At 63.7% G+C, this 23749-nt stretch carries 22 protein-coding genes; 17 read left to right on the top strand and 5 right to left on the bottom strand.

The window, feature by feature from the left end; all coding sequences use genetic code 11:
- Positions 1-392 precede the first annotated feature (392 nt).
- Complete coding sequence (locus NKH90_RS09275) at positions 393-3641, top strand: AfsR/SARP family transcriptional regulator (RefSeq protein WP_352819042.1); 3249 nt, start codon at positions 393-395, stop codon at positions 3639-3641.
- Positions 3642-3693: 52 nt separating this feature from the next.
- Here the strand turns inward: NKH90_RS09275 and NKH90_RS09270 are convergent, their stop codons facing one another.
- A complete protein-coding gene (locus NKH90_RS09270; protein ID WP_352819039.1) occupies positions 3694-4791 on the bottom strand; it encodes a lactonase family protein in 1098 nt (365 codons plus the stop codon).
- Between the two features lie 190 nt (positions 4792-4981).
- Here NKH90_RS09270 and NKH90_RS09265 point away from each other — a divergent pair, with 190 nt between their 5' ends.
- The 8 genes from NKH90_RS09265 to NKH90_RS09230 are packed head-to-tail and all read left to right on the top strand — an operon-like array spanning position 4982 to position 12518.
- Positions 4982-5533 carry a MaoC family dehydratase gene (locus NKH90_RS09265; RefSeq protein WP_352768395.1) on the top strand — a complete coding sequence of 184 codons (552 nt, stop codon included), beginning with the start codon at positions 4982-4984 and terminating at the stop codon, positions 5531-5533.
- Between the two features lie 3 nt (positions 5534-5536).
- Positions 5537-6697: a CaiB/BaiF CoA transferase family protein gene (locus NKH90_RS09260; RefSeq protein ID WP_352819034.1), complete on the top strand. Its 1161-nt coding sequence runs from the start codon at positions 5537-5539 to the stop codon at positions 6695-6697.
- A 20-nt stretch (positions 6698-6717) separates the two neighbouring features.
- Complete coding sequence (locus NKH90_RS09255; protein WP_352819161.1) at positions 6718-7860, top strand: extracellular solute-binding protein; 1143 nt, start codon at positions 6718-6720, stop codon at positions 7858-7860.
- Positions 7861-7881: 21 nt separating this feature from the next.
- Positions 7882-9069, top strand: a complete 1188-nt coding sequence (locus NKH90_RS09250; RefSeq protein WP_352819031.1) for an ABC transporter substrate-binding protein — start codon at positions 7882-7884, stop codon at positions 9067-9069.
- A gap of 57 nt (positions 9070-9126) precedes the next feature.
- On the top strand, positions 9127-9864 hold the full coding sequence (locus tag NKH90_RS09245) for an ATP-binding cassette domain-containing protein (protein WP_352786782.1): 738 nt from the start codon (positions 9127-9129) through the stop codon (positions 9862-9864).
- The gene (locus tag NKH90_RS09240; RefSeq protein WP_352750168.1) at positions 9857-10600 is read left to right on the top strand and encodes an ATP-binding cassette domain-containing protein; all 744 of its coding nucleotides are present in this window, start codon (positions 9857-9859) and stop codon (positions 10598-10600) included. Before NKH90_RS09245 ends, NKH90_RS09240 begins: the two co-directional genes overlap by 8 nt.
- Complete coding sequence (locus tag NKH90_RS09235) at positions 10597-11547, top strand: ABC transporter permease (RefSeq protein WP_352819027.1); 951 nt, start codon at positions 10597-10599, stop codon at positions 11545-11547. The genes NKH90_RS09240 and NKH90_RS09235 overlap by 4 nt, the downstream gene beginning before the upstream one ends.
- Before the next feature lie 5 nt (positions 11548-11552).
- A complete protein-coding gene (locus NKH90_RS09230; RefSeq protein WP_352743909.1) occupies positions 11553-12518 on the top strand; it encodes an ABC transporter permease in 966 nt (321 codons plus the stop codon).
- Between the two features lie 68 nt (positions 12519-12586).
- Here NKH90_RS09230 and NKH90_RS09225 read toward each other — a convergent pair whose 3' ends face one another.
- A complete protein-coding gene (locus tag NKH90_RS09225; protein WP_352819024.1) occupies positions 12587-13423 on the bottom strand; it encodes an amidohydrolase family protein in 837 nt (278 codons plus the stop codon).
- A gap of 65 nt (positions 13424-13488) precedes the next feature.
- The gene (locus NKH90_RS09220) at positions 13489-14277 is read right to left on the bottom strand and encodes an IclR family transcriptional regulator (RefSeq protein WP_352488516.1); all 789 of its coding nucleotides are present in this window, start codon (positions 14275-14277) and stop codon (positions 13489-13491) included.
- 157 nt (positions 14278-14434) lie between these two features.
- On the opposite strand from NKH90_RS09220, the gene NKH90_RS09215 reads away from it, so the two are divergent.
- The 8 genes from NKH90_RS09215 to NKH90_RS09180 all read left to right on the top strand — a co-directional run bounded on the left by NKH90_RS09215 (position 14435) and on the right by NKH90_RS09180 (position 21767).
- Positions 14435-15754, top strand: a complete 1320-nt coding sequence (locus tag NKH90_RS09215; protein ID WP_352819019.1) for an ABC transporter substrate-binding protein — start codon at positions 14435-14437, stop codon at positions 15752-15754.
- A gap of 142 nt (positions 15755-15896) precedes the next feature.
- A complete protein-coding gene (locus NKH90_RS09210) occupies positions 15897-16793 on the top strand; it encodes a carbohydrate ABC transporter permease (RefSeq protein ID WP_352488513.1) in 897 nt (298 codons plus the stop codon).
- Positions 16794-16795: 2 nt separating this feature from the next.
- Positions 16796-17662: a carbohydrate ABC transporter permease gene (locus NKH90_RS09205; protein ID WP_352451567.1), complete on the top strand. Its 867-nt coding sequence runs from the start codon at positions 16796-16798 to the stop codon at positions 17660-17662.
- A 1-nt stretch (position 17663) separates the two neighbouring features.
- Positions 17664-18761 carry an ABC transporter ATP-binding protein gene (locus tag NKH90_RS09200; RefSeq protein ID WP_352472909.1) on the top strand — a complete coding sequence of 366 codons (1098 nt, stop codon included), beginning with the start codon at positions 17664-17666 and terminating at the stop codon, positions 18759-18761.
- A 4-nt stretch (positions 18762-18765) separates the two neighbouring features.
- Positions 18766-19878 (top strand): mandelate racemase/muconate lactonizing enzyme family protein, encoded by a 1113-nt coding sequence (locus NKH90_RS09195; protein WP_352819015.1) that lies wholly within the window; start codon positions 18766-18768, stop codon positions 19876-19878.
- Positions 19879-19887: 9 nt separating this feature from the next.
- Positions 19888-20217 (top strand): L-rhamnose mutarotase, encoded by a 330-nt coding sequence (locus NKH90_RS09190; protein WP_352502205.1) that lies wholly within the window; start codon positions 19888-19890, stop codon positions 20215-20217.
- On the top strand, positions 20210-21286 hold the full coding sequence (locus NKH90_RS09185) for a Gfo/Idh/MocA family protein (RefSeq protein WP_352819012.1): 1077 nt from the start codon (positions 20210-20212) through the stop codon (positions 21284-21286). The genes NKH90_RS09190 and NKH90_RS09185 overlap by 8 nt, the downstream gene beginning before the upstream one ends.
- A gap of 1 nt (position 21287) precedes the next feature.
- On the top strand, positions 21288-21767 hold the full coding sequence (locus NKH90_RS09180) for a MaoC/PaaZ C-terminal domain-containing protein (protein ID WP_352819009.1): 480 nt from the start codon (positions 21288-21290) through the stop codon (positions 21765-21767).
- 213 nt (positions 21768-21980) lie between these two features.
- Here the strand turns inward: NKH90_RS09180 and NKH90_RS09175 are convergent, their stop codons facing one another.
- A complete protein-coding gene (locus NKH90_RS09175; protein ID WP_352819006.1) occupies positions 21981-22937 on the bottom strand; it encodes a C-terminal binding protein in 957 nt (318 codons plus the stop codon).
- Between the two features lie 12 nt (positions 22938-22949).
- Positions 22950-23708: an HpcH/HpaI aldolase family protein gene (locus NKH90_RS09170; protein WP_352819003.1), complete on the bottom strand. Its 759-nt coding sequence runs from the start codon at positions 23706-23708 to the stop codon at positions 22950-22952.
- Positions 23709-23749 lie beyond the last annotated feature (41 nt).

Here is a 23749-nt window from a genome sequence, read left to right as displayed (position 1 = left end):
GCTTGCGAAAACTGGGAGATCAATCGCCGGGAAACTAGGTGACCGTACCGATGTGCGCGGATGCCACTGCGCACAGGATGAGCTCGTGCGTTTGGAAAGGACTGCCAGGCAGCCCATGAGCTTGCCAATCGGAGGGAATAGCCATGATCAGGTCTTCTACCGGATTTGGAGCCGACGGTCGAAGACCGAGTGCGAGGTTCGCCCGCCGTCCATTGCCCAGTTTCAGGTTGCGCAACCATCGAGATCCGCCGTCCCGGGATCAGCCAGTGCCGCTTCATCTACGAAGCCCCCACGAATTGTCGCATGACTGCGCCAGGCTAACGTCAATCGGATCGGCGGGACGGTCATGGCAGCACGACCGTCGCTCGATGATTGGTCGAGCGGGAGCCCCCATGGCCGCCTTAGACGCCTTTGAAGCCGATGCGACGCAACCGCTCTCGGGCACAGGCCGGATCGCCAAGCTGGCGGCGCCGCGCAGCGCCAGGATACTGAGGCGGAACCGCGTTCTCGAAGCGATCGATCGGGTGTCGCGGTCGAGCGTATGCTGGGTGGCGGCGCCGGCCGGCTACGGCAAGACGACCGCGGTCATCGATTATCTCGAAAGCGTCGAGGCGCCGCACATATGGTACCGTGTCGATGAGGGCGACCAGGATATAGCGCGGTTCTTTCAATATCTGGCGCAGTCGCTGGACTCAGTCTCGGCTGGAGACATGCCGGTCTTCGGCGCCGAGTATGCCGAGCAGCCGAAGGAGTTCGCCAGGCGCTTTTCCAGAGCCTATTTCGCTCGGCTAAAGCCTGGCACAATTCTGGTGCTCGATGATTTGCACGACGCCGATACCGCAGAATTTCGGGCGGTGCTTTCCGAGATGTTCCGTGAACTTCCTGACACTGTCCGCTGCATCTGTGTCTCACGCACGCTGCCCCAGGAGGAATTGGGCGACCTCATTCTCAAGGGCAAAATGGCTGTCATCGACCGCCACGCGCTCGAATTCTCGACCGCGGAAGCGCGCGATCTCGTCCACCTGCGTTCGAGGGACGCCGCTCGGGTCGATGTCGAGGCGGCGCGCGGTTGGGCGGTCGGGCTCGTCCTGCTCGCGGACCAAGGCACCAAAGCCGGACTGGACGGCACAACGGAGACGGTCCCCGGCGGGCAGAACGTGCTGCCCGACGTTCTCGGTCGTCATTTCTTCCTTTCCCTTCCCTCCGTCGACCAGGACATGCTGCTGAAACTCAATCTGCTGCCCGAAATCAGCGCCGGGTTGGCTGACGAGATGATCGGGTCGGGCGAAGCAGGAAAGCTGCTCGACAGGCTTTACAGGCGACAGTTTCTGGTCACGCGCTCGGAAAACAACCGCGATATCTTTCACCTTCATGACCTCTTGCGCGACTTCCTCGAGCGTCGTTTCGCACAGCAAATTGCCAGGGAAGAGCAGCAATCGCTCCGGCGAAAGGCGGCGAAGGTCCTTGCGGGGGCGGGCCGTCATGACGAAGCCATACGCCTCGCCTTACAGGCCGACGACTGGGACCAAGCGAGCGACCTGCTGCTGAGCCGCGCAGAGGACTTGCTGGCGCAAGGGAGCCGCGCGACCTTCATCGAGTGGTGCGGCCGATTGCCGGAAACCATCATGAATGGCTGGCATTTCTATTGGCTGGGCGTGGCCCACATGCCCGACGACGCTGCGGCGGAGCGTTGGCTGTCCAAGGCGTGGCAAGCCTTTGGCGAGGCCGACGATCTGCGCGGCCTGTGCCTCACTGTGTCGCGGGCGGTGTTGGTCAAGACTGCCAGCTGGCGCACGTACGAAGGTCTGTCCATGTGGACGCGACGGGCGTTCGAGCTGATCGAACGCGGGCTTCCAGAACTACCTTCCGAGGAAGCGATGCTGGTACGCATTGGCATGATGCGGGCGCTGAACTTCGGCGACGACTGCTATCGCAGCAGCCCCGCCGGACAAGCACTCGAAACCGAACTCCTGGAGCGGTTGACCCGGAATCCCGAGCACGATCCGAGCGGATTGCGGCTGCTTGCCAGCGAAACGCTGATCGATCTTTCGGTATCGACCATGCGCGCCGATCTGTTCGCCAAGGCCGTCGACAGCGTCGTTGACGATTTGAGTGACAAGAGCGTGCTGCCTTGGATTCTCGGCATGTGGCTGGTCGCCTTTGGTGCGGAAAGTGGACGTTATTTTCCCTATAAGAGAAGGGATTTTCCCTATCCGTCGGCCGAAGCGGCGTTGCGGGCGGCGATCGCGATTGGCGAGCGCGAATCGCTGAGGGGCGTGGAGTTCGGGGGGCTCTATCATTTGCAAATGCAGATGAAGGTCCGCAACGATTTTGCCGAGTTCCACCAAGTGGTCGAGCGTTTGGCCGAGATCGCCGACAGCCGTTTCACCACGCAGGTCGCCGTCGTCGCCGATTGCCACGCCGCGCTCCATGCCAGGCAAGGCGATTTCACGGCCGCTTACCAGGATTGCGAGCGCTTCATGACTGCCATCGAGGCGGCCAACGAGCCGATGATCGAGCGCTGGCCGCACTACATCACGCAGTTCCAGGTGCTGCTGGCGGACAGGAAGCCGCGCGAAGCCGCCGTGCTTCTCAGCGATCTGCTGCCGCGGTTGGACGGCGGCGCCCACAAGCGAACCGAGATATGCATTCTGGCAGCGGCCGCATTGGAGAACCTGTGGAGCGACGATCCGCACTATGGCGACCGGCTGCAGGCCTTCCTGGAAGCGCTGCGCGACATCAGCTGGCCAATGGTGCTGCTCAACGTTCCGGAGTTGCTCGCCGAACTGCTTGGCGATGCGCTTGAGCGCGGCATCGAGCCCGAGTTCTGCCGGTCGTTGATCCGCGAACGCCGGCTCGAGCCGCCGCCCCGGCGGCCCGCCGCCTGGCCCTGGCCGCTCAGGGTCCACGTCCTCGGAGGCTTTCGGCTCGAACTCGATGCAAACCCTCTCGCGCTCGGCGCGAAGCCGCCGACGAAGGCCCTCGACATCCTGCGAGTGCTGGGGATCTCAAAGGAAAATACCTGCTCGCTGGAGACCATTCAGGACTGGCTGTGGCCCAACCTCGACGGCGACCAGGCGCGGGCGGCGTGCGACCAGGCGCTTCATCGGCTGCGCAAGCTGTTGGGACGGACCGACCTCATCGTCCAGCGCGAAGGCAAGCTTCGCCTTGCATCGGACAAGGTCTGGGTCGACCTCGCCGACTGGGAAGCACGGCTCAAGACTGTCGCAAAGGTCAATGCGGAGGGATTGCGGCCAGACGCGGAGGCGCTCTTCCATGCATTCCCGGGCCCGTTGTTGTTGCACGAGCGAACCGCTTCCTGGTCGCTCCCGGCTTTCGAGCGCGTGCGTCGCGAACTGATCGATCTTGGGCTGCGGCTCGGCCAGCGGCTGGCGGGGACCGACCAAGCCGACAAAGCACGGGCGATATATCTAGCGGTATTGGACTTCTATCCGGATGCCGGACCGATCTGCAAAGCGCTGATAAAGGAGCAACTGTGCCGCAATGATTTCGAAGGCGCAGTTGACGAATATGGGCGCTACGAGCGCGCATTGCGTGCTGCCGGTGACGTAGCGGCCGCAGACATACGCGCGCTGGTGGCTCCCTATCTCGCGCGACGGGCGTCCCGACACTCGTATTGAAACGACACGTTCTTATGGCCATGGTACTGGCGGAATTTTCACCCGCCAGCGCTCAACGCACGATCCTCACGCACATCGGCGTGCCAATATCGATGGATCGGCCGGTGTCGGTCAGCCGGCCGGTTGCGGCATCACGGGCGAAAATCGAGATGCGGTCGGCATTCTGGTTGGCCGAGAACAGATGGCCGCCCGGGGGCGTCAGTGCCAGATTGCGCGGCGTGGCACCGCCGCAAGGCGTATAGTCGACAAGGGCAATCCTGCCGGTTTGCTGGTCGACCGAAAACACGACGATGCTGTCATGACCGCGGTTGGAGCCATAGAGGAAGCGGCCGTCAGGCGAGATCTGGATGTCGGCGCAGTGATTGCCGTCGCGCGCCTCTGGCGGCACGGCCGGCTTGCTGTCGATCACCGTAAGCTTGCCTGATGCTTCGTCCAGCGCCAGCGAGACAACCGTCGAATCCAGCTCGTTCATGACGAACACGAAGCGACCGCCCGGATGCAGTGCGAGATGGCGCGGACCTGCGCCTGGCGCAAGCGCCGACTCGGCGAGCTTCGTCAGGTTGCCGTCTGAGCCGATGCGATAGGACACCAGCCGGTCGATGCCGAGGTCAGCGACGATCGCCATGCCGCCGGCAACCGTCTCGGTTACGCTATGGGCATGCGGCCGCTCCTGGCGGGCAGGATCTGGTCCGGTCCCGCTATGGACAACGCTCGACAACGGCGCTGTCAGGCCGCCATTCTCACCCAACCCATAGACCACGACCGAGCGATCGGGGCCGCCCTCGCCCATGCCGTAATTGGCGACCAGCAGCTTGGTCCGGTCGCGCGTGATGGTGTTGTGCGCCGTGATGCTGCCCAGCGTCGGCTGCTTGTTGATGTAGGACAGCGTGGCGGTCTGCCTGTCGAAACGGTAGGCCGAGACCACCCCTTCGCGCCAGGTGAACACTTCTGAGTTGGCATAGATGTGGGAGCCGTCCGGCGTCACCGACAGGAAGGTGGGATTGTCGATGTCTCCCGTCTCGGCCAGTTTCTTCGTCTGCAGCGTCCCTTCGTCGAAACTGTAGACACCCAGCCCGATGCCGCGCGCGCCCTGAAAATACGGGGCGTCGCGATTGAGGCTGCCGACGAAAATCAGACAGGCATTCTGCATCACTTCCTCCCTTGTTCCGCCGGCATTGGCCCCAACGGAGCAGGCAAAATTTCGCCTGTTCACGCTTGCAACACAACCCCATATGTGAAAATACTATTCACAAAAGAAGATTGACGGGAGGATCGATCATGCATTTCGCTGGTCTGCGGCGCGCCCTGATGGACGATTCCCGCTCCCAGAGGAAGTCGTCATGAGCGGTTTCGCGCCAACCGTGGGCGTGGCATCGACACACCCCGCCAACATGCCTAGGGATCACGCCGACCTTCCCGTCTGGAACGCGGAGAACTGGTTCTACGAAGACTGGCCGGTCGGCCAGAAGATCCGCTCGCTGCGCCGGACCATTGCCGAGGGCGACAGCCATCTGTTCAACACGCTGGTGCTCGACATCCATCCATACGTGCAGGACCAGATGTTCGCCGAGACGCAAGGCATTTTCGGCAAGCGGCTGGTGGCAGGGGCCTTCGTGTTCTCGGCCGGGCTCGGTCTCGTCGCCACCAATTGCGTCAACGCCTTTTCGTATGGCTACGACAAATTGCGCTTCATCAAGCCGGTGTTCATAGGCGACACGATCTATTCAATCCGCTCCAACCTCGACAAGAAGCCAAAATACAAGGAAATGGGGCTGATCCGCGCCAGCTATGAAGTCTTCAAGGGTGAAGGCGAGCTCGTGCTTTATTGCGAGCACCTGCAGACGGTGAAGTACCGCAATCCGGCCGATTTCGCCGGCAAGACGGAGAAATAGGCAATGGCTGCCATTGCCGAACTGCCGCTGACCGGGCTCGTCGTTGTCGATATGAGCCAGTTCTTGTCCGGGCCTTACTGCTCGCTGCGGCTGCTCGACCTCGGCGCTCGGGTCATCAAGATCGAACGGCCTGACGGCGGCGACCTGTCGCGCCGGCTCTATCTCAGCGACACCGAGATCGGCGGCGATTCCACCATTTTCCATGCCATCAACCGCGCCAAGGAAAGCTTTGCCATCGACTTGAAGGACGAGGCCGACCTTGCGGCGCTGCGCGGCCTGCTGGCCAGGGCCGACGTGCTGATCCAGAATTTCAGGCCCGGCGTCATCGAACGCCTGGGCTTCGATTACGAGGCGGTGCGCAAGATCAATCCGCGCCTGGTCTATGCCTCGATCAGCGGCTATGGCGAGGAAGGCCCGTGGGTCAAGCGGCCGGGGCAGGATCTGCTGGCGCAGGCCCGCTCCGGCGTGATGTGGCTGAACGGCGACGAGGACCAGGGGCCGGTGCCCTTCGGCCTGGCGATCGCCGACATGCTGGCGGGTTCCGCCGCCGCGCAAGGCATCCTCGCCGCACTGGTGCGGCGCGGCGTGACCGGCAAGGGCAGCCATGTCGAGACCAGCCTGCTCGAAGCGCTGGTCGACTTCCAGTTCGAGGTGCTGACCACGCATCTCAATGACGGGCGCCGGCTGCCGCGGCGGTCGAGCTTCCGCAGCGCGCACGCCTATCTCTCGGCGCCCTACGGCGTCTATCCGGCCAAGGACGGCTATCTGGCGATCGCCATGACGCCGATCTCGAAACTCGCCGATCTCCTCGGGCTCGAGGAGCTTGCGCCCTATCGCGACCAGCCGTCGACCTGGTTCACCGCCCGCGACGAGATCAAGGCGATCATCGCGCAAAAGATCGCAACGAAGACGGTCGACGAATGGCTTGCCGTTCTCGAGCCTGCCGACATCTGGTGCGCCAAGGTTTTGACCTGGCCGGAAATGATGGCCAGCGAAGGCTTCCAGGTCCTCGACATGCTGCAGACGGTGACGCGCGAGGATGACGTTTCGATCCTCACCACGCGCTCGCCGCTCAGGGTAGACGGCATCCGCGCGAAGGTCGAGCGGGCCGCGCCGCGCATCGGCGAGCACAGCGCAAAAATCCGCGCGGAGTTCGGGCTGTGAGCGACGTCACGCTCAAAGGCATGACCTGGAGCCATCCGCGCGGCTATGACCCGATGGTCGCCTGTTCGAGACTGTGGAAGCAACAAACAGGCATCGCCGTTGAATGGGACAAGCGCTCGCTGCAGGATTTCGAATCCTTCCCGGTCGAGGAACTGGCCCGTGCCTACGACCTGATCGTCGTCGACCATCCGCATGTCGGCCAGATCACCGCCGAGAATTGCCTGGCGCCGCTCGATGTCGCCGGCCGGGAAGCCGAACGCGCGGCACTTGCGGCGGGCAGTGTCGGCCGATCCTTTCCGAGCTACAACTGGCAAGGCCGGCAGTGGGCGTTTCCGATCGACGCGGCCAGCCAGGTGCAGGCATGGCGGCCCGACATGCTTTCGGCTGCGCCGGCGAGCTGGGCCGATGCCCTCGATCTGGCGCGGCAAGGCCACGTGCTGTTGCCGCTGAGGCCGCCGCATTCGCTGATGGTGTTCTACACGCTTGCCGGCAATCTCGGCCGGCCCGCCGGTGAAGGCCCTGGCGACCACGTGGATCCGGCAGCGGGCAAGCAGGTCTTCGAGATGATGCGCGAGATCGCAGCCCTCGTCGACCCGGCCTGTCTTGGCATGGATCCGATCGCCGTTCTGGAGCAAATGGCCGGATCCGGCTCGCGGATCGCCTGCGCGCCGCTGATCTATGGCTATGTCTCCTATGCCATCGCCGGGTTTCGACCCAACCGCCTGGCTTTCGCGGATATCCCGGCCGCTGGCAATGCCGGCCCCAAAGGCTCGGCGCTCGGCGGGACCGGCATCGCCGTGTCGGCCTTCTCGAAGGCCGGACAGGAAGCAATCGACTTCGCCTACTGGATCGCTAGCGGTGACGTGCAGCGCGGCCCTTACGCCTCGGCCGGCGGCCAGCCCGGCCATGCGGCAGCTTGGGCGGATGCCGCCGTCAACGCCGCCGCCGGCAATTTCTACAAGGACACGCGGGCTACGCTCGAAGGTGCCTGGGTGAGGCCGCGGCACGACGGCTATATGGCGTTCCAGCAGGCGGCGTCCGATCGCATCAATCTCGGCCTGAGCGAAAGGCACAATGCCGCTCACGTCGTTGCCGATCTCAATCGCCTGTTTCGGGAGAGCCTTTCGACGCAGGTGTCCGGCGTTGCCGGCGGAGGAGCCTGAAACAACCGAACGGAGGAGAACATGAACAGCCTGATCCGCGGCCTTATGGCCGCAACCGCACTTGCATCGGTCACGACCATAGCCTGCGCTCAAGACGTTTCGGGCGTGATTGCTGGATTGCCGACCGAACTGAAGGCACAATATGACGGCGCGCCGCAAAAGGTGCTGCCGTCGGCCTGGGATAATTTCACGCCGCCGTCAAAGCCGTGGAAATGGTGCCACTCCGAGTCCTACCAGGGCAATCCGTGGCGCGTCACCGTGACCAAGGAGTTGAAGCGGCTGGTCGACGGCCTGATCGCCGACGGCACCGTGGCGAGCTTCGAGGTGTCGGATTCCAACAACGACGCCAGTCAGCAGATCAACCAGATCCGCGCCTTCATCGACAAGAAATGCTCGATCATCACCTCGATCCCCGGCTCGGCGACGGCGCTGGACGATGCCATCGATGCCGCAGCCAAAGCCGGCATCCCCTTCATCACGGCAGCTGGGTCGGTGACCAGCCCGAATTCGATCAATGTCGATTCCAACTATGCGCGCTGGGGCTACGACATGATGACCGCGATCGGCAAAGCAATGCCGGACGGCGGCAGCGTGCTTCTGGTCGAAGGCATTGCCGGTCACCCGATCGTCGTGCAGGAGCGCCAGGGCGGCGACAAGGCGCTGGCCGAAAATTCAAAGCTCAAGGTCTCGCGCAGCGTCAACGGCAACTGGACGGCCAACGTCACCAAGACAGCGGTGCTGCAGGCAATCGCCACCAATCCGGCGCCGATCGATGCAGTGTGGACGACGGGCAGCGAAAGCCGCGTCGTCGCCGAGGCCTTTGCCGAGGCCGGCCGCCCTGCCCCGCTGATCACCGGCTCGATCACCGGCGATGCGCTCGGCTACTGGAAGGCCAATCCCGACAAATACCGGTTCGAAGGCCATGCGGTTCTGCCGCACTGGACGGCCGAGACGCTGTTTCGTGTCGGGGCGCGCATGCTGGATGGGCGGAAGCCGAAGCTCAACACGCTGCTGATCCCGATTCCGCCGGTGCACAATGCCGACCTCGGCGCCTGGTACAAGGACTGCATGACGCCGGACGCCGTCTCGATCTTCCCGGTCCCGCCGAAGGATCCGATGCCGGAGGAATGGCTCGATGCCTACTTCGCCAATCCGGCACCGACCAAGGGCTGGGATTATTCGAAGGTGCCGGACGCCTGCGCCAAGTAGCATTTATGAGGGCCGGCTCCGCACCAGCGGTGCCGGCTTTCTCGATCAGGATTGCTCATGCTGGAAGTCCAGGCCATCTCGAAACGCTACGGCGAAACGATTGCGCTGGCCAATGCCTCCATCGCATTCCGCGCCGGCACGATCCACACCATCCTGGGCGAGAACGGTTCGGGCAAGAGCACCCTGGTCAAGCTGCTGTCGGGGATCGTCCAGCCGGACAGCGGCGCGATCCTGCTCGACGGAGCGCCCTTTACCGGCCTCTCGCCGGCGGCGTTCCAGACCGCCGGGTTGGCCACCGTGTTCCAGGAAGTGCTGATCGCGCCTGACCGTTCGGTGACCGACAACATCCTGCTCGGCCTCGACGGCTTGCTGACGCGCACCGTGCCGCGCGCCGAGCGGCGGCAGCGCGCACAAGCGGTGCTGAAGCGCTTCGCGGTGACCGAGATCCCGCTCGACCAGTTGGCGGGGCAATTGCCGCTTGCGGTTCAGCAATTGGTAGTGCTCGCCCGCGCCGTGGTGCGCAACCCGCGCATTCTCATCCTTGACGAGGTTACAGCGGCGCTCGACTTTGCCGATCGCGAGGCGGTCTTTGCCATGATGCGCAAGCTTGCCTCCGAAGGCTGCCTGATCCTGTTCATCACCCATCGCATGGACGAGGTGATGTCGCTTTCGGACCGGATTTCCGTGCTGCGCGGCGGCAGCGTGGTGACGACTGAGGAACGCGGCACGTCCACCGCATCCGAACTTCTCAGAGCGATGGCGCCACGCACGGCGGCGGAGCTGGCGCATGGCTGATCGCGCCAGCCTTTCGGTGCGTGGCCTGGTGATCGCGCCGGGCGCAAGCCCCATGACGCAAACCATTGCGCCGGGCGAGATCGTCGGCCTTGCCGGCCTCGACGGCCACGGACAGGAGCGGTTCCTGAAAGTGCTGGCCGGCCTGGAACGCCCGGCCGGCGGCGAGGTGACCGTCGAGGCGCCAACCGGAGCGCGCGCGATCACCAATTTCCGCAAGGCGGTCGCCGGCGGCATCGCCTATTTGCCGCGCGACCGGCGCACCACCGGCATTTTTCCGACCCAATCGGTGCTCGACAATTTTGCCGTCTCGACGCTGTCGCGCGATATGCGTTTCGGCCTGCTCAGCTTCGCCGCGCGGCGGCAGCGCTATGAGAGCTACCGGGACAGACTGTCGATCATCGCGCCACGGCCGGACGCCCCGATCACCACGCTTTCCGGCGGCAATCAGCAGAAGGTGCTGCTGGCCCGCGCATTGGCGCTGGAACCGGCGATCCTGCTCCTCAACGACCCTACCCGCGGCGTCGACGTGGCAACGCGCCACGTCCTTTATGACGTGTTCCGCAGGCTTGCGGCGGACGGCATGGCGCTGGTCATCCTATCGAGCGAGATCGAGGAGATCCTGCTGCTTTGCCATCGCGTGCTGGTGTTCCGCGAACAGCAGGTGGCGGCTGAAATCACCGGAGACGAGATGAAAAGCGATACGGTGATCGCCGCCATGTTCGGGCGCGCGGCATGAGCGGGTTGCGGCGCATGGCGGCGCGATGGCGCGGCGCCGGCTTTGCGGCAGTGCTGTTAGTGATCCTGATCGCGGTCAATCTGCTGCTCAATCCGGCGCGCTTCCATCCTGCCGCCTGGGGCGCGCTGATCGGGCTCGCCGCGCCGCTGATCGGCGCAGCGCTCGCCTCGGCTCCAGTGATCCTCGCCGGGCGCGGTGGCATCGACATTTCCGTCGGGCCATTGATGGGCTTCGTCAATGCGATGGTGATCCAGCTGCTGTTTCTCAGGCTTGGCATGTCTTCGCCGATGTTCATCGTGCCGGCGGCGCTGTTGATCGGCGCGATCGTCGGCGCCGCCAACGGCTTTCTGGCGACCATCGTCCGCATCCAGCCGATCGTTGCGACGCTCGGCACCTATCTGATCCTCACCGGCATGACGCTGACCGTCCTGCCGGCGCCGGTCGGGCCGGCGCCGGGCTGGCTGAAGGCAATGGCCGGACCCTGGTCGGCGCTGCCGCTGGCGCTGATCTTGCTGTTCTGGTGGCTGGTGCGACAGACGCCTTATTACGACCAGCTGATGGCGGTGGGCAGCGACGACCGCGCCGCCTACACGGCCGGCATTCCGGTGACGAAAGTGCGTTTCATCGCCTATGTCATGACCGGCATACTTGCCGCCTGTGCCGGCCTGATGCTGACCGCGCTGATCGGTTCGGCCGACCCTAATATCGGGCCAACCTACACGCTGATCGCGATTGCCGCGGTGGCGCTCGGCGGCGTCAGCCTTGCCGGCGGGCGCGGCGGGCTCGCCGGCGCCGCCATCGGCGCTGTCGACATCTTCCTGCTGCAGAGCGTGCTGACCGCCTTCAACGTCTCCACCTATGTGCTGCAGATCGCCTATGGCGCGATCCTGGTTGTGGCCGTCATCATGACGGCGCTGCAGGAGCGGCTCTCGGGAGGGAAAGGCTGAGAAGCATGCGCCAGACCTGGTTCCAATCCACCAATGCGCGTGTCGCCGGTGCCTTTGCCGTCGCTGTCGCCTTGCATCTCCTTGGCACCTTGCTCATCCCGGGCTACTCCCAGCCGTTCGCCATCCGGGCGCTGCTGGTGATCGCCTCGCTGCTGGCGGTGGCATCGATCGGCCAGACCCTCGTCGTAATCCTGGGCGGTATCGATCTGTCGATCCCCTTCATCATCGGCTTTGCCAATGTCGTTGCCGCACAGCTCTACGGCGTCGGCTGGAATTTTGCCCTTGTCTGCGCAGTCGTCGTCGCGCTCGCCATACTGATCGGGGCGCTGAACGGCCTGATCTCACGTGGGCTCGATATCCACCCGCTGATCGTCACGCTCGGCACTGGCATGATCGTGCAAGGTGCCGTCCTGTTGTGGACCGGTGGCTTTCCATCCGGATCGGCGCCTGCCGCGGTTTCCGCCTTCGTTTCGATCGGCGGTTCGGTCGGACCGCTGCCGGTGCCGGGGCTGGTGCCATGCGTCGCGGTGCTGACCTTGCTGGTGGCGCTGGTGCTGGCGCGCACGCCATACGGCCGCCGTCTCTACGCCCTAGGCAGCAATCCAGGTGCTGCGCCGCTGGCGCTGATCGATCCGGTCCGCATGTGGACCGTGACCTATGCCGCGAGCGCCTTCTTCGCCGCCGCGGCCGGCGTGCTGCTGCTCGGCTTCACCGGCTCTGCCTATGGCGATGTCGGCCAGCCCTATCTGTTCCAGACGATCGCGGCAGTGGTGGTCGGCGGCGCCGCCCTTGTCGGCGGCCGCGGCAGCTATTTCGGCACCATTGCCGGCGTGCTGGTGCTGACGGAGATCAACACACTGCTGATCGGCCTCGGCTTCCGGCCCTCGACCGTGCAGGCGGCACTTGGCCTGGTCATCGTGCTCCTGGTTTCGCTCTACGGTCGCGAGCGGCACGTGTCGGCGACGATCTGAGGCCACCTATTCGTTTTAGCCGCATTTGTGCGACGCCAAGTGATTCCATCACTTGGCTGCAAAATGCTCTACAAACTCCACAGCCGCTTGGCGTTGCCGGACAGCAGTTGTTGCCTTTCATCGGCGCTGGTGCCGGCAAGCAGCGCGTGCGTCGCCGCCACCCAGGTGGCAAGCCCGCCGCCGAGCGTGCAGACCGGCCAGTCGCTGCCCCAGACAACGCGATCCCAGCCGAAGCATTCGATGGTGTGCTCGACATAGGGAAGCAGCGTTTCGACAGTCCAGGATCCGGCATCCGCATAGGCGACCACACCGGAAATTTTGCCGACGACGTTCGGGCGCCGCGCGATCTCCGCCATGTGCTCGCGCCAGGGGTGCTCGGCACCGCCCTTGATGTCGGGCACGCCGCAATGGTCGAGCACGAACTGCACATCCGGCGCGAGGTCGGCGAGTGCCGTCGCCTTGGGGATCTGGTGCGGCAGAACGACAAGGTCGAAGGTCAGGCCGCTGCCGGCAAGCCGCTTGATGTTTTCACGAAACAGCGCGCCCTCCGAAAGCTCGTCCGGCATGACGTGCAGCACGCGGCGAAAGCCTTTGACGAAAGGATCGGCGCGCTGGCGCTCGAGATAGGCGGCAAAGCCGGGCTCTTCCGGACGGCAGGAGGCGATTGCCCCGCGTAGCAAGCTGTTCTTCTGCTGCGACAGCGCTTTGACACGGCTGGTTTCAGCCTCGATATCGGCTGGATCGACATCGACCTCCATATGCAATGCGCCCTCGATGCCGGCACGGCGGGCCTGGACTGCATATTCGACGTAGGAGAAATCGCGGTTGAGCGCCGGCACGCCGGCCAGCCAGGGATAGCGCAGCGCGGACTGGTCGATCAGGTGCAGATGGGTGTCGAAGATCATGGCGGCGCTCCTCCCTGGCGACTTCGAGATCATCTCACGGAGAAATTCTTCATTCAAATAAGAATTCATCGCGATTGCTTGACGGTCGATCCCGCCAGTTGCGACAGCTTTTCGGTCGCTGCCAGCAGCAGCTCTATCGTCCTGGTGATGTCGGGCGCCTTGGGTGCGTTGACCAGGGTTATGTAGGGGATCGACAGTGCGGCGATGGCCTTGCCATCCGAGCCGAGAACGGGCGTCGACAGATTGAACACGCCGGCCGTCTGCATCGACGCCATCATCTCGTAGCCGCGTTCCCTGATCTGGTCGAGGCGGGCGAAGAATTCCGGCGACTGCGGCGGCTTGTCGGTACTGCGCAGATGTTCTGAGATCATCATCTGCCGCTCTTCCGGCGGGCGGAACGCCAGCAATACATGGCCGGACCCGGTGTCGAACAGGCTGATATGCGAGCCGACGCGGATGGAGATGCCCCAGTAATCCGGCGCCTCCTGCTGTGCGATCACCACCGCGGAACCGCGGTCGAAGACGACCAGCTGATTTGCCTGCTGTGTGGTTTCGGCCAGTTCGCGCATCAGCGGCGTCGCGTAGGAAGCCAGCCGGCGCACCGGCGCGTGCAGCTGCGCCAGGCCAAACAGCTTGAGCGTCAGCGAGTAACGGTCGCCATCCGGCCGCGTGACATAGCCGCGCCGCACCAGCCGATCCAGCATGCGATAGAACTCGTTCGGGCTGCGGTCGAGTTTCTTGGCGATTTCCGCCTGCGTCAGGCCGCCGTCGACGCCGGCCAGCAGCTCGAGAATGTCGAGCCCCTTGTCCAACGCCGGGGCTCGATAGCGCTCGTCTTCCTCGTCCTCTGCCATTGGGCTTCTCCAGTGAATTTCATATTTCATATACGCATAACGGTTGCTTCCGGAAGAACTTTCGGCTTGACGATCTTATAAATATTTTGTTTGTATATGAATGAACCTGCCGATCGACCTCACTACGCGATCGACGCAGACTCTTGGGAGGATACCAATGACGAAACTGTTTTGCGGCCTGTCGGCCGGCGTAACGCTGCTCGCACTTGGTGCGAGTGCTGCCCTTGCTGCCGACCTGCCCGGTAAATTCGACGGCGTCACCATCGACGCCAAGCTGATCGGCGGCCAGCAATATGAAGGGCTGTACGCGCGCATCGGCGAATGGGAAAAACTGACCGGCGCCAAGGTCAACGTGATCTCGAAGAAAAACCACTTCGAGCTCGACAAGGAGATCAAGTCGGACATCGCCTCCGGCAGCATCAACTGGTGCGTCGGGTCGAACCACTCGTCCTTCGCGCCGCAATATCCTGATATCTACACCGATCTCAACAAGCTGCTGCCGAAGGAGGAGATCGACGCCTTCGTGCCGTCGACGATCAAGGCCTCCACGCTCGAGGGCAAGCTGGTCATGCTGCCGCGCGCGCAGTTCGACGTCTCGGCGCTCTATTACCAGAAGAGCCTCTACCAGGACGAAGCCAAGAAGGCCGCCTACAAGGCCAAATACGGCAAGGATCTGACACCGCCCGACACCTGGGACGAGGTCGCCCAGCAGGCGGAATTCTTCGCCAGCCCGCCCGATTTCTATGGTACCCAGTTCGCCGGCAAGGAAGAGGCGATCAACGGCCGCTTTTACGAGATGCTCATCGCCGACGGCGGCGAATACCTCGACAAGGATGGCAAGCCGGCCTTCAACTCGGAAGCCGGCGTGCACGCGCTCGACTGGTTCGCCAATCTCTACAAGGCCAAGGCGGTGCCGGCCGGCACCACCAACTATCTGTGGGACGATCTCGGCCAAGGCTTTGCCTCGGGCACCGTCGCAATCAACCTCGACTGGCCGGGCTGGGCAGGCTTCTTCAACGATCCGAAGTCGTCGAAGGTCGCCGGCAATGTCGGCGTGAAGGTGGCGCCGAAGGGATCGGCCGGCATTCGCACCGGCTGGTCGGGGCACCACGGATTTTCGGTCACCGAAAACTGCGCCAGCAAGGAAGCCGCGGCATCGCTGGTCTGGTTCCTGACCAATGAGGACAGCCAGAAGCTCGAGGCGGCAAGCGGCCCACTGCCGACCCGCACGGCGGTGTGGGACTGGGACATCCAGCAGGCGGCCAATGATCCTTACAAGAAGGAAGTGTTGGCGGCTTTCCAGGAAGAGGCAAAGCACGCTTTTGCCGTGCCGCAGACACCTGAATGGATCGAAATCTCCAACGCCGTCTATCCCGAATTGCAGGCCGCCATCCTTGGCGACAAGACCTCCAAGCAGGCGCTGGACGACGCTGCCGCCAAGGCCACGCAAATCCTCGAGGACGCCGGCAAGCTTTGACCATTCTCCCAAGGGGGCGCCGCGCTCATCGAAGAGCGGCGTCCCCGAACTTTTTGCGAACCATGCGCAACACGCTTTGTCTTGATCCCAGCTCGCCGATGGCGGCCTTCGGTGTCCGGGCACCAACCAGAACCGGATCGCCATGAAAGGCTGGAGACCTTCGCCGCCATTGCTGCTCCTGCTGCCGGCGGTGATCGTTCTGGCGGCGGTGGTGGTGGTGCCGCTGCTGCTTTCGCTCTATTCCAGCTTCACGCCGTTCCGGCTGACCAGGCCGGAGACGTTCTGGGTCTTCATCGGCGCGCGCAACTACGTCGCCATCCTGACCAGCCGCGCTTTCTGGGTCGCCTTTGCCCGCACCGTGGTGCTGCTGACCGTGGCGCTCAACCTGGAAATGCTGATCGGGCTCGGGCTGGCGCTGCTGGTGGAGAAGGCATCGCGCGGCCAACGGATCCTGCGCACCATCATGATGTTTCCGATGATGTTTTCGCCGATCCTCGTCGGCTTCCAGTTCAAATTCATGTTCAACGACAATATCGGCCTGGTGAACAATGCCCTGCAGGGGCTCGGCCTGACCGACCGCGCCATCCCGTGGCTGATCGACGGCAATCTCGCCTTCATCGCCATCCTGATCGCCGAGATCTGGTCGTCGACCTCGGTGTTCGCGATCCTGATCCTGGCCGGGCTGCTGGCGATGCCGCGCGAACCGGTCGAGGCGGCCCGCGTCGACGGCTGCACGCCGTGGCAGACATTCCGCTATGTCACCTGGCCGTTCATCATGCCGTTTGCCTTTATCGCCATGACCATCCGCTCACTCGACGTCGCGCGCGCCTATGACATTGTAAAGATCATGACCGACGGCGGTCCCGCCGGCCGCACCGAACTGGTCTGGACGCTGGTCGCCCGCACCGCCTACAGCGACGCCAGGATGGGAATGGCCAATGCCATGGCCTATTTCTCGATCCTGCTGTCGATCCTGTTCACCGTCTATTTCTACCGCAAGCTCGCCGCGGCGCGCACGCAGATCGCGGCGGAGTGGTGAGGATGGACCAGAACAGCCTGCATCGCGTCGGCAACAAAGCGCTCGGAATCGTTCACGGCATCGGACTGTTCCTGGCCATGCTGGTCATCTGCCTGCCCGGCATCTGGATCGTGCTGTCGTCGCTGCGGCCGACCGTCGAAATCATGGCCAAGCCGCCGGTGTGGATCCCGCAGCAACTCTCGCTCGACGCCTACATCGCCATGTTCAGCGGCGTCGGCCAGGGCGGCATTCCGGTGCTCGACTACTTCCGCAATTCGCTGATCATCTCGGTGACCTCGACGGTGATCGCCATCGTCATCGGCATGGCCGGCGGCTACGCCTTTGCGCGCTACCGCTTTCGCGCCAAATCGGCGATGTTCCTCGGCCTGATGCTGACGCGCACGGTGCCCGGCATCGCACTGTCGCTGCCGCTGTTCTTCGTCTTTGCGCGGCTCGGCATCATCGACACGCATTTCGGGCTGATCCTGGTCTATGTCGCGCTTAACGTGCCGTTCACCGTCTGGCTGATCGACGGCTTTTTCCGCCAGGTGCCGAAAGATCTCGCCGAAGCCGCGCAGATCGACGGCTGCACGCGCTGGCAGGCCTTCTGGCAGGTCGAGTTTCCACTCGCCGGGCCCGGCATCGCCTCGGCCGGCATCTTTGCCTTCCTCACTTCATGGAACGAGTTCGCGCTCGCCTCGCAGCTGACGCGCTCGATCAACTCCAAGACCCTGCCGGTCGGCCTGCTCGACTATACAGCCGAATTCACCATCGACTGGCGCGGCATGTGCGCGCTCGCCGTGGTCATGGTCATACCGGCGCTCACGCTTACCTTCATCGTCCAGAAACACCTCGTCGGCGGCCTCACTTCCGGCGCGGTGAAAGGCTGACATGGCAACTGTATCGCTCAAGAACCTCACCAAAAGCTACGGCCCGGTGGCGGTGGTGCACGGCATCGATCTCGAGGTCGCCGACCGCGAGTTCATCGCGCTGGTCGGGCCGTCCGGCTGCGGCAAGTCGACAACCCTGCGCATGATCGCCGGCCTCGAGGCGATCAGCGACGGGATCATCGAGATCGGCGGCCGCATGGTCAACGACCTGCCGCCGCGCTCGCGCAACATCTCGATGGTGTTCCAGTCATACGCGCTCTATCCGCATATGACGGTGCGCGAAAACCTCGGCTTCTCGCTCAAGATAGCGGGCGCCGCGAAAGAAGAAATGGACCGTCGCGTCGCCGAAGCGTCCGGCATTCTCGGCCTCGACCAATTGCTCGACCGCCGGCCGTCGCAGCTGTCCGGCGGACAGCGCCAGCGCGTCGCCATGGGCCGCGCCATCGTGCGCGATCCCGACGTCTTCCTGTTCGACGAGCCGCTTTCCAATCTCGACGCCAAGCTTCGGACGCAGATGCGCACCGAGATCAAGAAACTGCATGCCAAGGTCAAGTCGACGGTGATCTACGTCACCCATGACCAGGTCGAAGCGATGACATTGGCGGACCGTATCGTCATCATGCGTGACGGTTTCATCGAGCAGGTCGGCACACCCGACGAGGTCTTCCGCCGGCCCCAGACACGCTTCGTCGCGGGCTTCATCGGCTCGCCGCCGATGAATCTGCATGAGGCGGTTGTCGACGACGGACAGTTGCTGTTCGCCAGCGGCGAGAGGCTGCCTTTGCCCAGCCAGTTCAAGGCCAATATCGAGGCCGGCGACAAAGTCGTGTTCGGCCTCAGGCCCGACGACATTTATCCGACCGGGCATGGCATCAGCTCCGGCGAAGACGTCGACGTCCACCAGCTGGAGTTGCCGGTGACCGTCACCGAGCCGCTCGGCAACGAGACGCTGGTGTTCGCCGAATTCAACGGCAGCGACTGGGTATCGCGGATGCTCAATCCAAAGCCGCTGAAAGCCGGCGACCGGGTCAAGATGAGCCTGGACCTGTCGCAGGCCCATCTGTTTTCTGCTGAAACGGGCAAGACATTGCGAGGTTAAAACCATGGCAAAGATCGAGAAAATCGAACTGCGGATGGTCGACCTGGTGCCGAAGGTCAAGCGCACCGATGCCATCCAGAGTTTTGTCAGCCAGGAAACACCGATCGTCACCATCACCGACGCCGACGGCGCGGTCGGCACCGGCTACAGCTACACGATCGGCACCGGCGGCTCCTCGGTGATGCGGCTGCTGGCCGACCACCTTGCGCCGCGGCTGATCGGCCGCGACGCCGACATGATCGAGGCGATCTGGCACGAGCTGGAGTTCGCCACCCATGCCACGACGATCGGCGCGATCACGGCAATCGCGCTGGCGGCCATCGACACTGCGCTTTGGGACCTGCGGGCCAAGAAACAGAGGCTGCCGCTGTGGAAGCTGGCCGGCGGCGCCAAGGACCGCTGCCCGCTCTACACGACCGAAGGCGGCTGGCTGCATATCGAAACCGAGGCGCTGGTCGTGGATGCGCTGGCCGCCAAGGGCAAGGGGTTTCGCGGCTCGAAGGTCAAGATCGGCAAGCCGCACGGCTCCGAGGATCTTGTCCGGCTGACGGCGGTGCGCCGGGCGGTTGGAGACTCCTACGAAATCATGACCGACTGCAACCAGGGCTTCTCGGTCGACGAGGCAGTCCGCCGGGCCGAGCGCTTGCGTGAACTCGATCTCGCCTGGATAGAGGAACCGTTGCCGGCCGACGACATAGACGGCCATATCCGCCTGTCGAATGCGACGTCGACGCCGATCGCCGTCGGCGAGTCGCTCTACTCGATCCGGCATTTCCGCGAATATATGCAGAAGGGCGCATGCTCGATCGTGCAGGTCGATGTCGGTCGCATCGGCGGCATCACGCCGTGGCTGAAGGTGGCGCATGCAGCCGAGGCGTTCGACATCCCGGTCTGCCCGCATTTCCTGATGGAACTGCATGTCAGCCTGACGTGCGCCGTTCAGAACGGCAGATATGTCGAGTATATTCCGCAGCTCGACGAGCTGACTGGGAAGAAGATGCGCATCGAGGACGGGCACGCATTGGCGCCGGACGAACCCGGCATTGGTATCGACTGGGACTGGGATGCGATCAAGGCGAAGAGCATCGCGGAATTCACCACGACGATAGAAAAATAGGAGGCGGACATGCAGCGAATGGGAATGGTGCTCGGCCTCAAGCCGGAGAAAGTCGCCGAGTATGTGCGGCTTCACGCTGCCGTGTGGCCGGACGTCCTCAAGATGATTTCCGCCTGCAACATCAAGAATTATTCGATTTATCTGAGGGAGCCGGAGCACCTTTTGTTCAGCACCTTCGAGTACCACGGCACCGACTATGCCGCCGACATGGCGAAGATGGCCGCCGATCCCACGACGCAGGAATGGTGGGCGCTCTGCATGCCATGCCAGGAGCCGCTGCCGACCCGCAAGGACGGCGAGTGGTGGGCGTCGATGGACGAAGTCTTCCATTATGACTGATGACATTTTCGATCCTGCCTCGCTTTCCCAGGCCTGGGCACAGCCGTCAAAGCCCAGGCCGATCGTGATTTTCGGCGCCGGCTCGATCGTCGGCGATGCGCATTTCCCGGCCTATGGGAAAGCCGGCTTCCCGGTTGCCGGGCTGTTCGACCCCGACCTGGCCAAGGCGGAAAAACTGGCGCAGAGATGGGGCGTCACCGCTTACCGGTCGGTCGAGGAAGCTGCGTCAATCAAGGACGCCGTCTTCGATCTGGCGACGCCCCCGGCTCACCACGCCGGCGTGCTCAGGGCGTTGCCCGACAATGCCGTGGCCTTGATCCAGAAGCCGATGGGCAGCAATCTCGCCGAGGCGACCGAGATCCTAGAAATCTGCCGCTCCAAAGACCTGAAGGCGGCGGTGAATTTCCAGCTTCGCTTCGCGCCGATGATGCTGGCACTCAAGGATGCGATCACCAAGGGCTGGCTGGGCGAAGTGGTCGATTTCGATGCATGGCTGGCGCTGGCGACACCCTGGCAGCTCTGGGAATTCCTGTTGCAGGCGCCGCGCGTCGAGATCGCCATGCATTCGATCCATTATCTCGACCTGATCCGACAATTGCTCGGCGACCCCAAGGGGGTTCACGCCAAGACGCTCGGCCATCCCGGCCACAAGGTTGCGCAAACGCGCACCAGCGCGATTCTCGACTATGGCGACACGGTGCGCTGTGCACTGTCGATCAACCACGATCACAAATTCGGTCGAAAACACCAGGCCTGCGAATTCCGCATCTGCGGCACCGAAGGCGCCGCTTACCTCAAACTGGGCGTCAACCTCGACTATCCGCGCGGCGAGCCGGACATTCTCGAAATCTACCCCAAAGGCGGCACGGACTGGATTGCGGTTCCACTCGTCGGCGCATGGTTTCCGGACGCCTTTGCCGGCCGCATGGCCAATGTCCAGCGCTACGCGTCGGGCGAGGACGCCGAGCTTGTCAGTTCCGTCGAGGACGGCTGGAACACCATGGCGCTGGTCGAAGCCGCCTACCGATCGAGCGCGGCGCCGGCAACACCGATAGCGGCGAGGCCCTGACATGGAGCAGACAGTCTATTTCGAGGACTACCGGATCGGGTCGTCGCGCATGACCAGCGGGCGCACCATCACCGAGACCGACTTCGTCGTCCATGCCGGCCATACCGGTGATTTCTTTCCCCACCACATGGACGCCGAGTTCATGAAGGCGACGCCGTTCGGGCAGCGCATCGCCCACGGCACGCTGGTGTTTTCGGTCGGCGTCGGGCTGACGGCCAGCGTCGTCAACCCGGTTGCCTTCTCCTATGGCTACGACCGGCTGCGCTTCATCAAGCCGGTGTTCATCGGCGATACGATCAGGACCCGCACCACCATCTCGGCTAAGGAAGACGACCCGAAGCGACCCGATTCAGGCCGGGTCGTCGAGCGCTGCGAGGTGATCAACCAGCATGGCGACGTGGTGCTGGTCGCCGATCACATCTACATCGTCGAGCGTCGCGACAAGCCGAGCAGAGCCTCGACAGATGACGCTGAAACCTAAAGACAAAAAAACCGCCTTGCGGCGGGTCCTCGGTGAATCATCACCATACGCAAATTAGTAGCATAGCTGCCGGCACAAAGCAAGAACAAAATGTGGCAAACCGGATAAATCGCGACAGGTTGCGCTGCCCCTTATCGCCCTGCGAACCCCGACTTGCAGGACTTGGGTTCCGCGGAGCAGGCGGATAGAGGTGGTGCCGACATCGGGAATTGGTCATATCCGGTTGACCGGATATACAGGCTTGCCGCCGCGCAGGACTGATGCGACATCGGCAAACACCTTGTTGCGAACCTCCGCGTAAGACTGGGTCGAGTAGTGCGCCGCGTGTGGACTGACCAGGACGGTGTCCAGCGCCAGCAGCGGATTGTCGGGCGAAGGCGGCTCCCGCTCGAACGTGTCGATGCCGGCGCCTGCCAGATGGCCGCGCCGGATCGCGTCCGCCAATGCAACCTCGTCGACCAGGCCGCCGCGGGCCACGTTGATGAGTATCGCCCCTTTCTTCATCCGCGACAGGGCTTGCGCCGACATGATGTTTCTGGTCTCCGGTGTCGCTGGAACGTGCAGCGAGACGATGTCGGCCCTGGCCAGCAGCTCGTCCAAGCCGACCGGTTCGGCACCACCGGCCGCGATGTGCTCGGCCGGCATATGCGGGTCGTAGGCGATGATGTGGTAGCCGAAGACCCGCGCCCGCTCGGCAGTCAGTCGCCCGATCTGGCCGAAGCCGATCAGGCCGAGGATCTGCCTGTCGGGCCGTGTGATGCCGGCGCCATCGGTCATTGCAGCCCAGCGGCCGGCGCGCACCGCGCTGTCGAACTGCTTCAGCCTGCGCGTCAAGGCCAGGATCAGGGCCATGGCGTGGGTGCTGACTTCAACCAGATTGGCGTCCGGCACGTAGGTTACCTGAACACCGGCACGGCTGGCAGCCTCGACGTCGATCGAATCGAGCCCTACGCCGAACCGCCCGATGACCTTGAGCCTCTTCAGTTCCGCCAAAACGCGAGCCGTGATCGGCTCCCGCAATACCATCAATGCGTCGGCGTCGCGGCAGTGTTCGATCAGGGCATCTTCCGTGAGCAGCGTCTTCTCGACAAATTCGACGTTCAAGCCGTCGAGGTAGCGCAGCTGCTCCTCCTCGACTGACAGCACACCGTCGGTCTTGATGATCTTCATGGCAAACTCTTGCTATGAGGCGCTGCGCGCCGAGGCGACGCCGGCGGCAAGGCCGGCCCCGAGAAACATCGTGTCGCTGGCCAGCATGTAGAAGCTGATGCCGTGCCGCGACCATTTGCCGACATCATCCGCCGAAGGGCGAAAGATGCCGACGGCCTTGCGGGCCGTGCGCGCCGCGGCCGCGATCCTCATAATCGCTGCATTGAGCTTGTCCTGGCCGGCCGGCCCCATGGCGTCGATCGAAACCGACAGGTCGCCGGGACCGATGAAGATCACGTCGACGCCGTCGACCTGGACGATGTCGTCGATGTTGGCGAGCCCTTCGGCCGTCTCGACCTGGATGGCGACCGTCAGGACATCGTTGGCCGAGTTGAGGTAGTCCGGAATCCTGTAGCCATAACCGGCGGCGCGGCCCGGGCCGACACCGCGGGCGCCGACCGGCGGGTACCGGCAGGCCATGACCGCCACGCGCGCTTGCTCGGCCGTGGAGACGCGGGGTACCAGGACACCCGACGCGCCGGCGTCGAGCGCGGCGGCCATCCACTCCGGCGTGTGGCCGGGAACGCGCACCATCGCGGGAACCTTGTGGACATCGGCGGCGCGGATCAGATCCTCGAGCCGTTCGCGGCCGATCTGCGAATGCTCCCAGTCGATGCACAGGAAATCGACCCCGCTGGCGGCGGCCACTTCGACCGCCACAGGGTGCGGGATGGCGCAGAAGGTGCCGATGAGGCGATCGAGAGAGATACATTTCTTGCGAAAGTCGTACATGAAATCTCCAGAAATTTTCGGCGTCGGCAAAAACCTGTTTG

Source organism: Mesorhizobium sp. M0898 (assembly GCF_040319695.1).
GTDB lineage: Bacteria > Pseudomonadota > Alphaproteobacteria > Rhizobiales > Rhizobiaceae > Mesorhizobium.
This window is presented reverse-complemented; position numbering and strand designations above follow the sequence as displayed.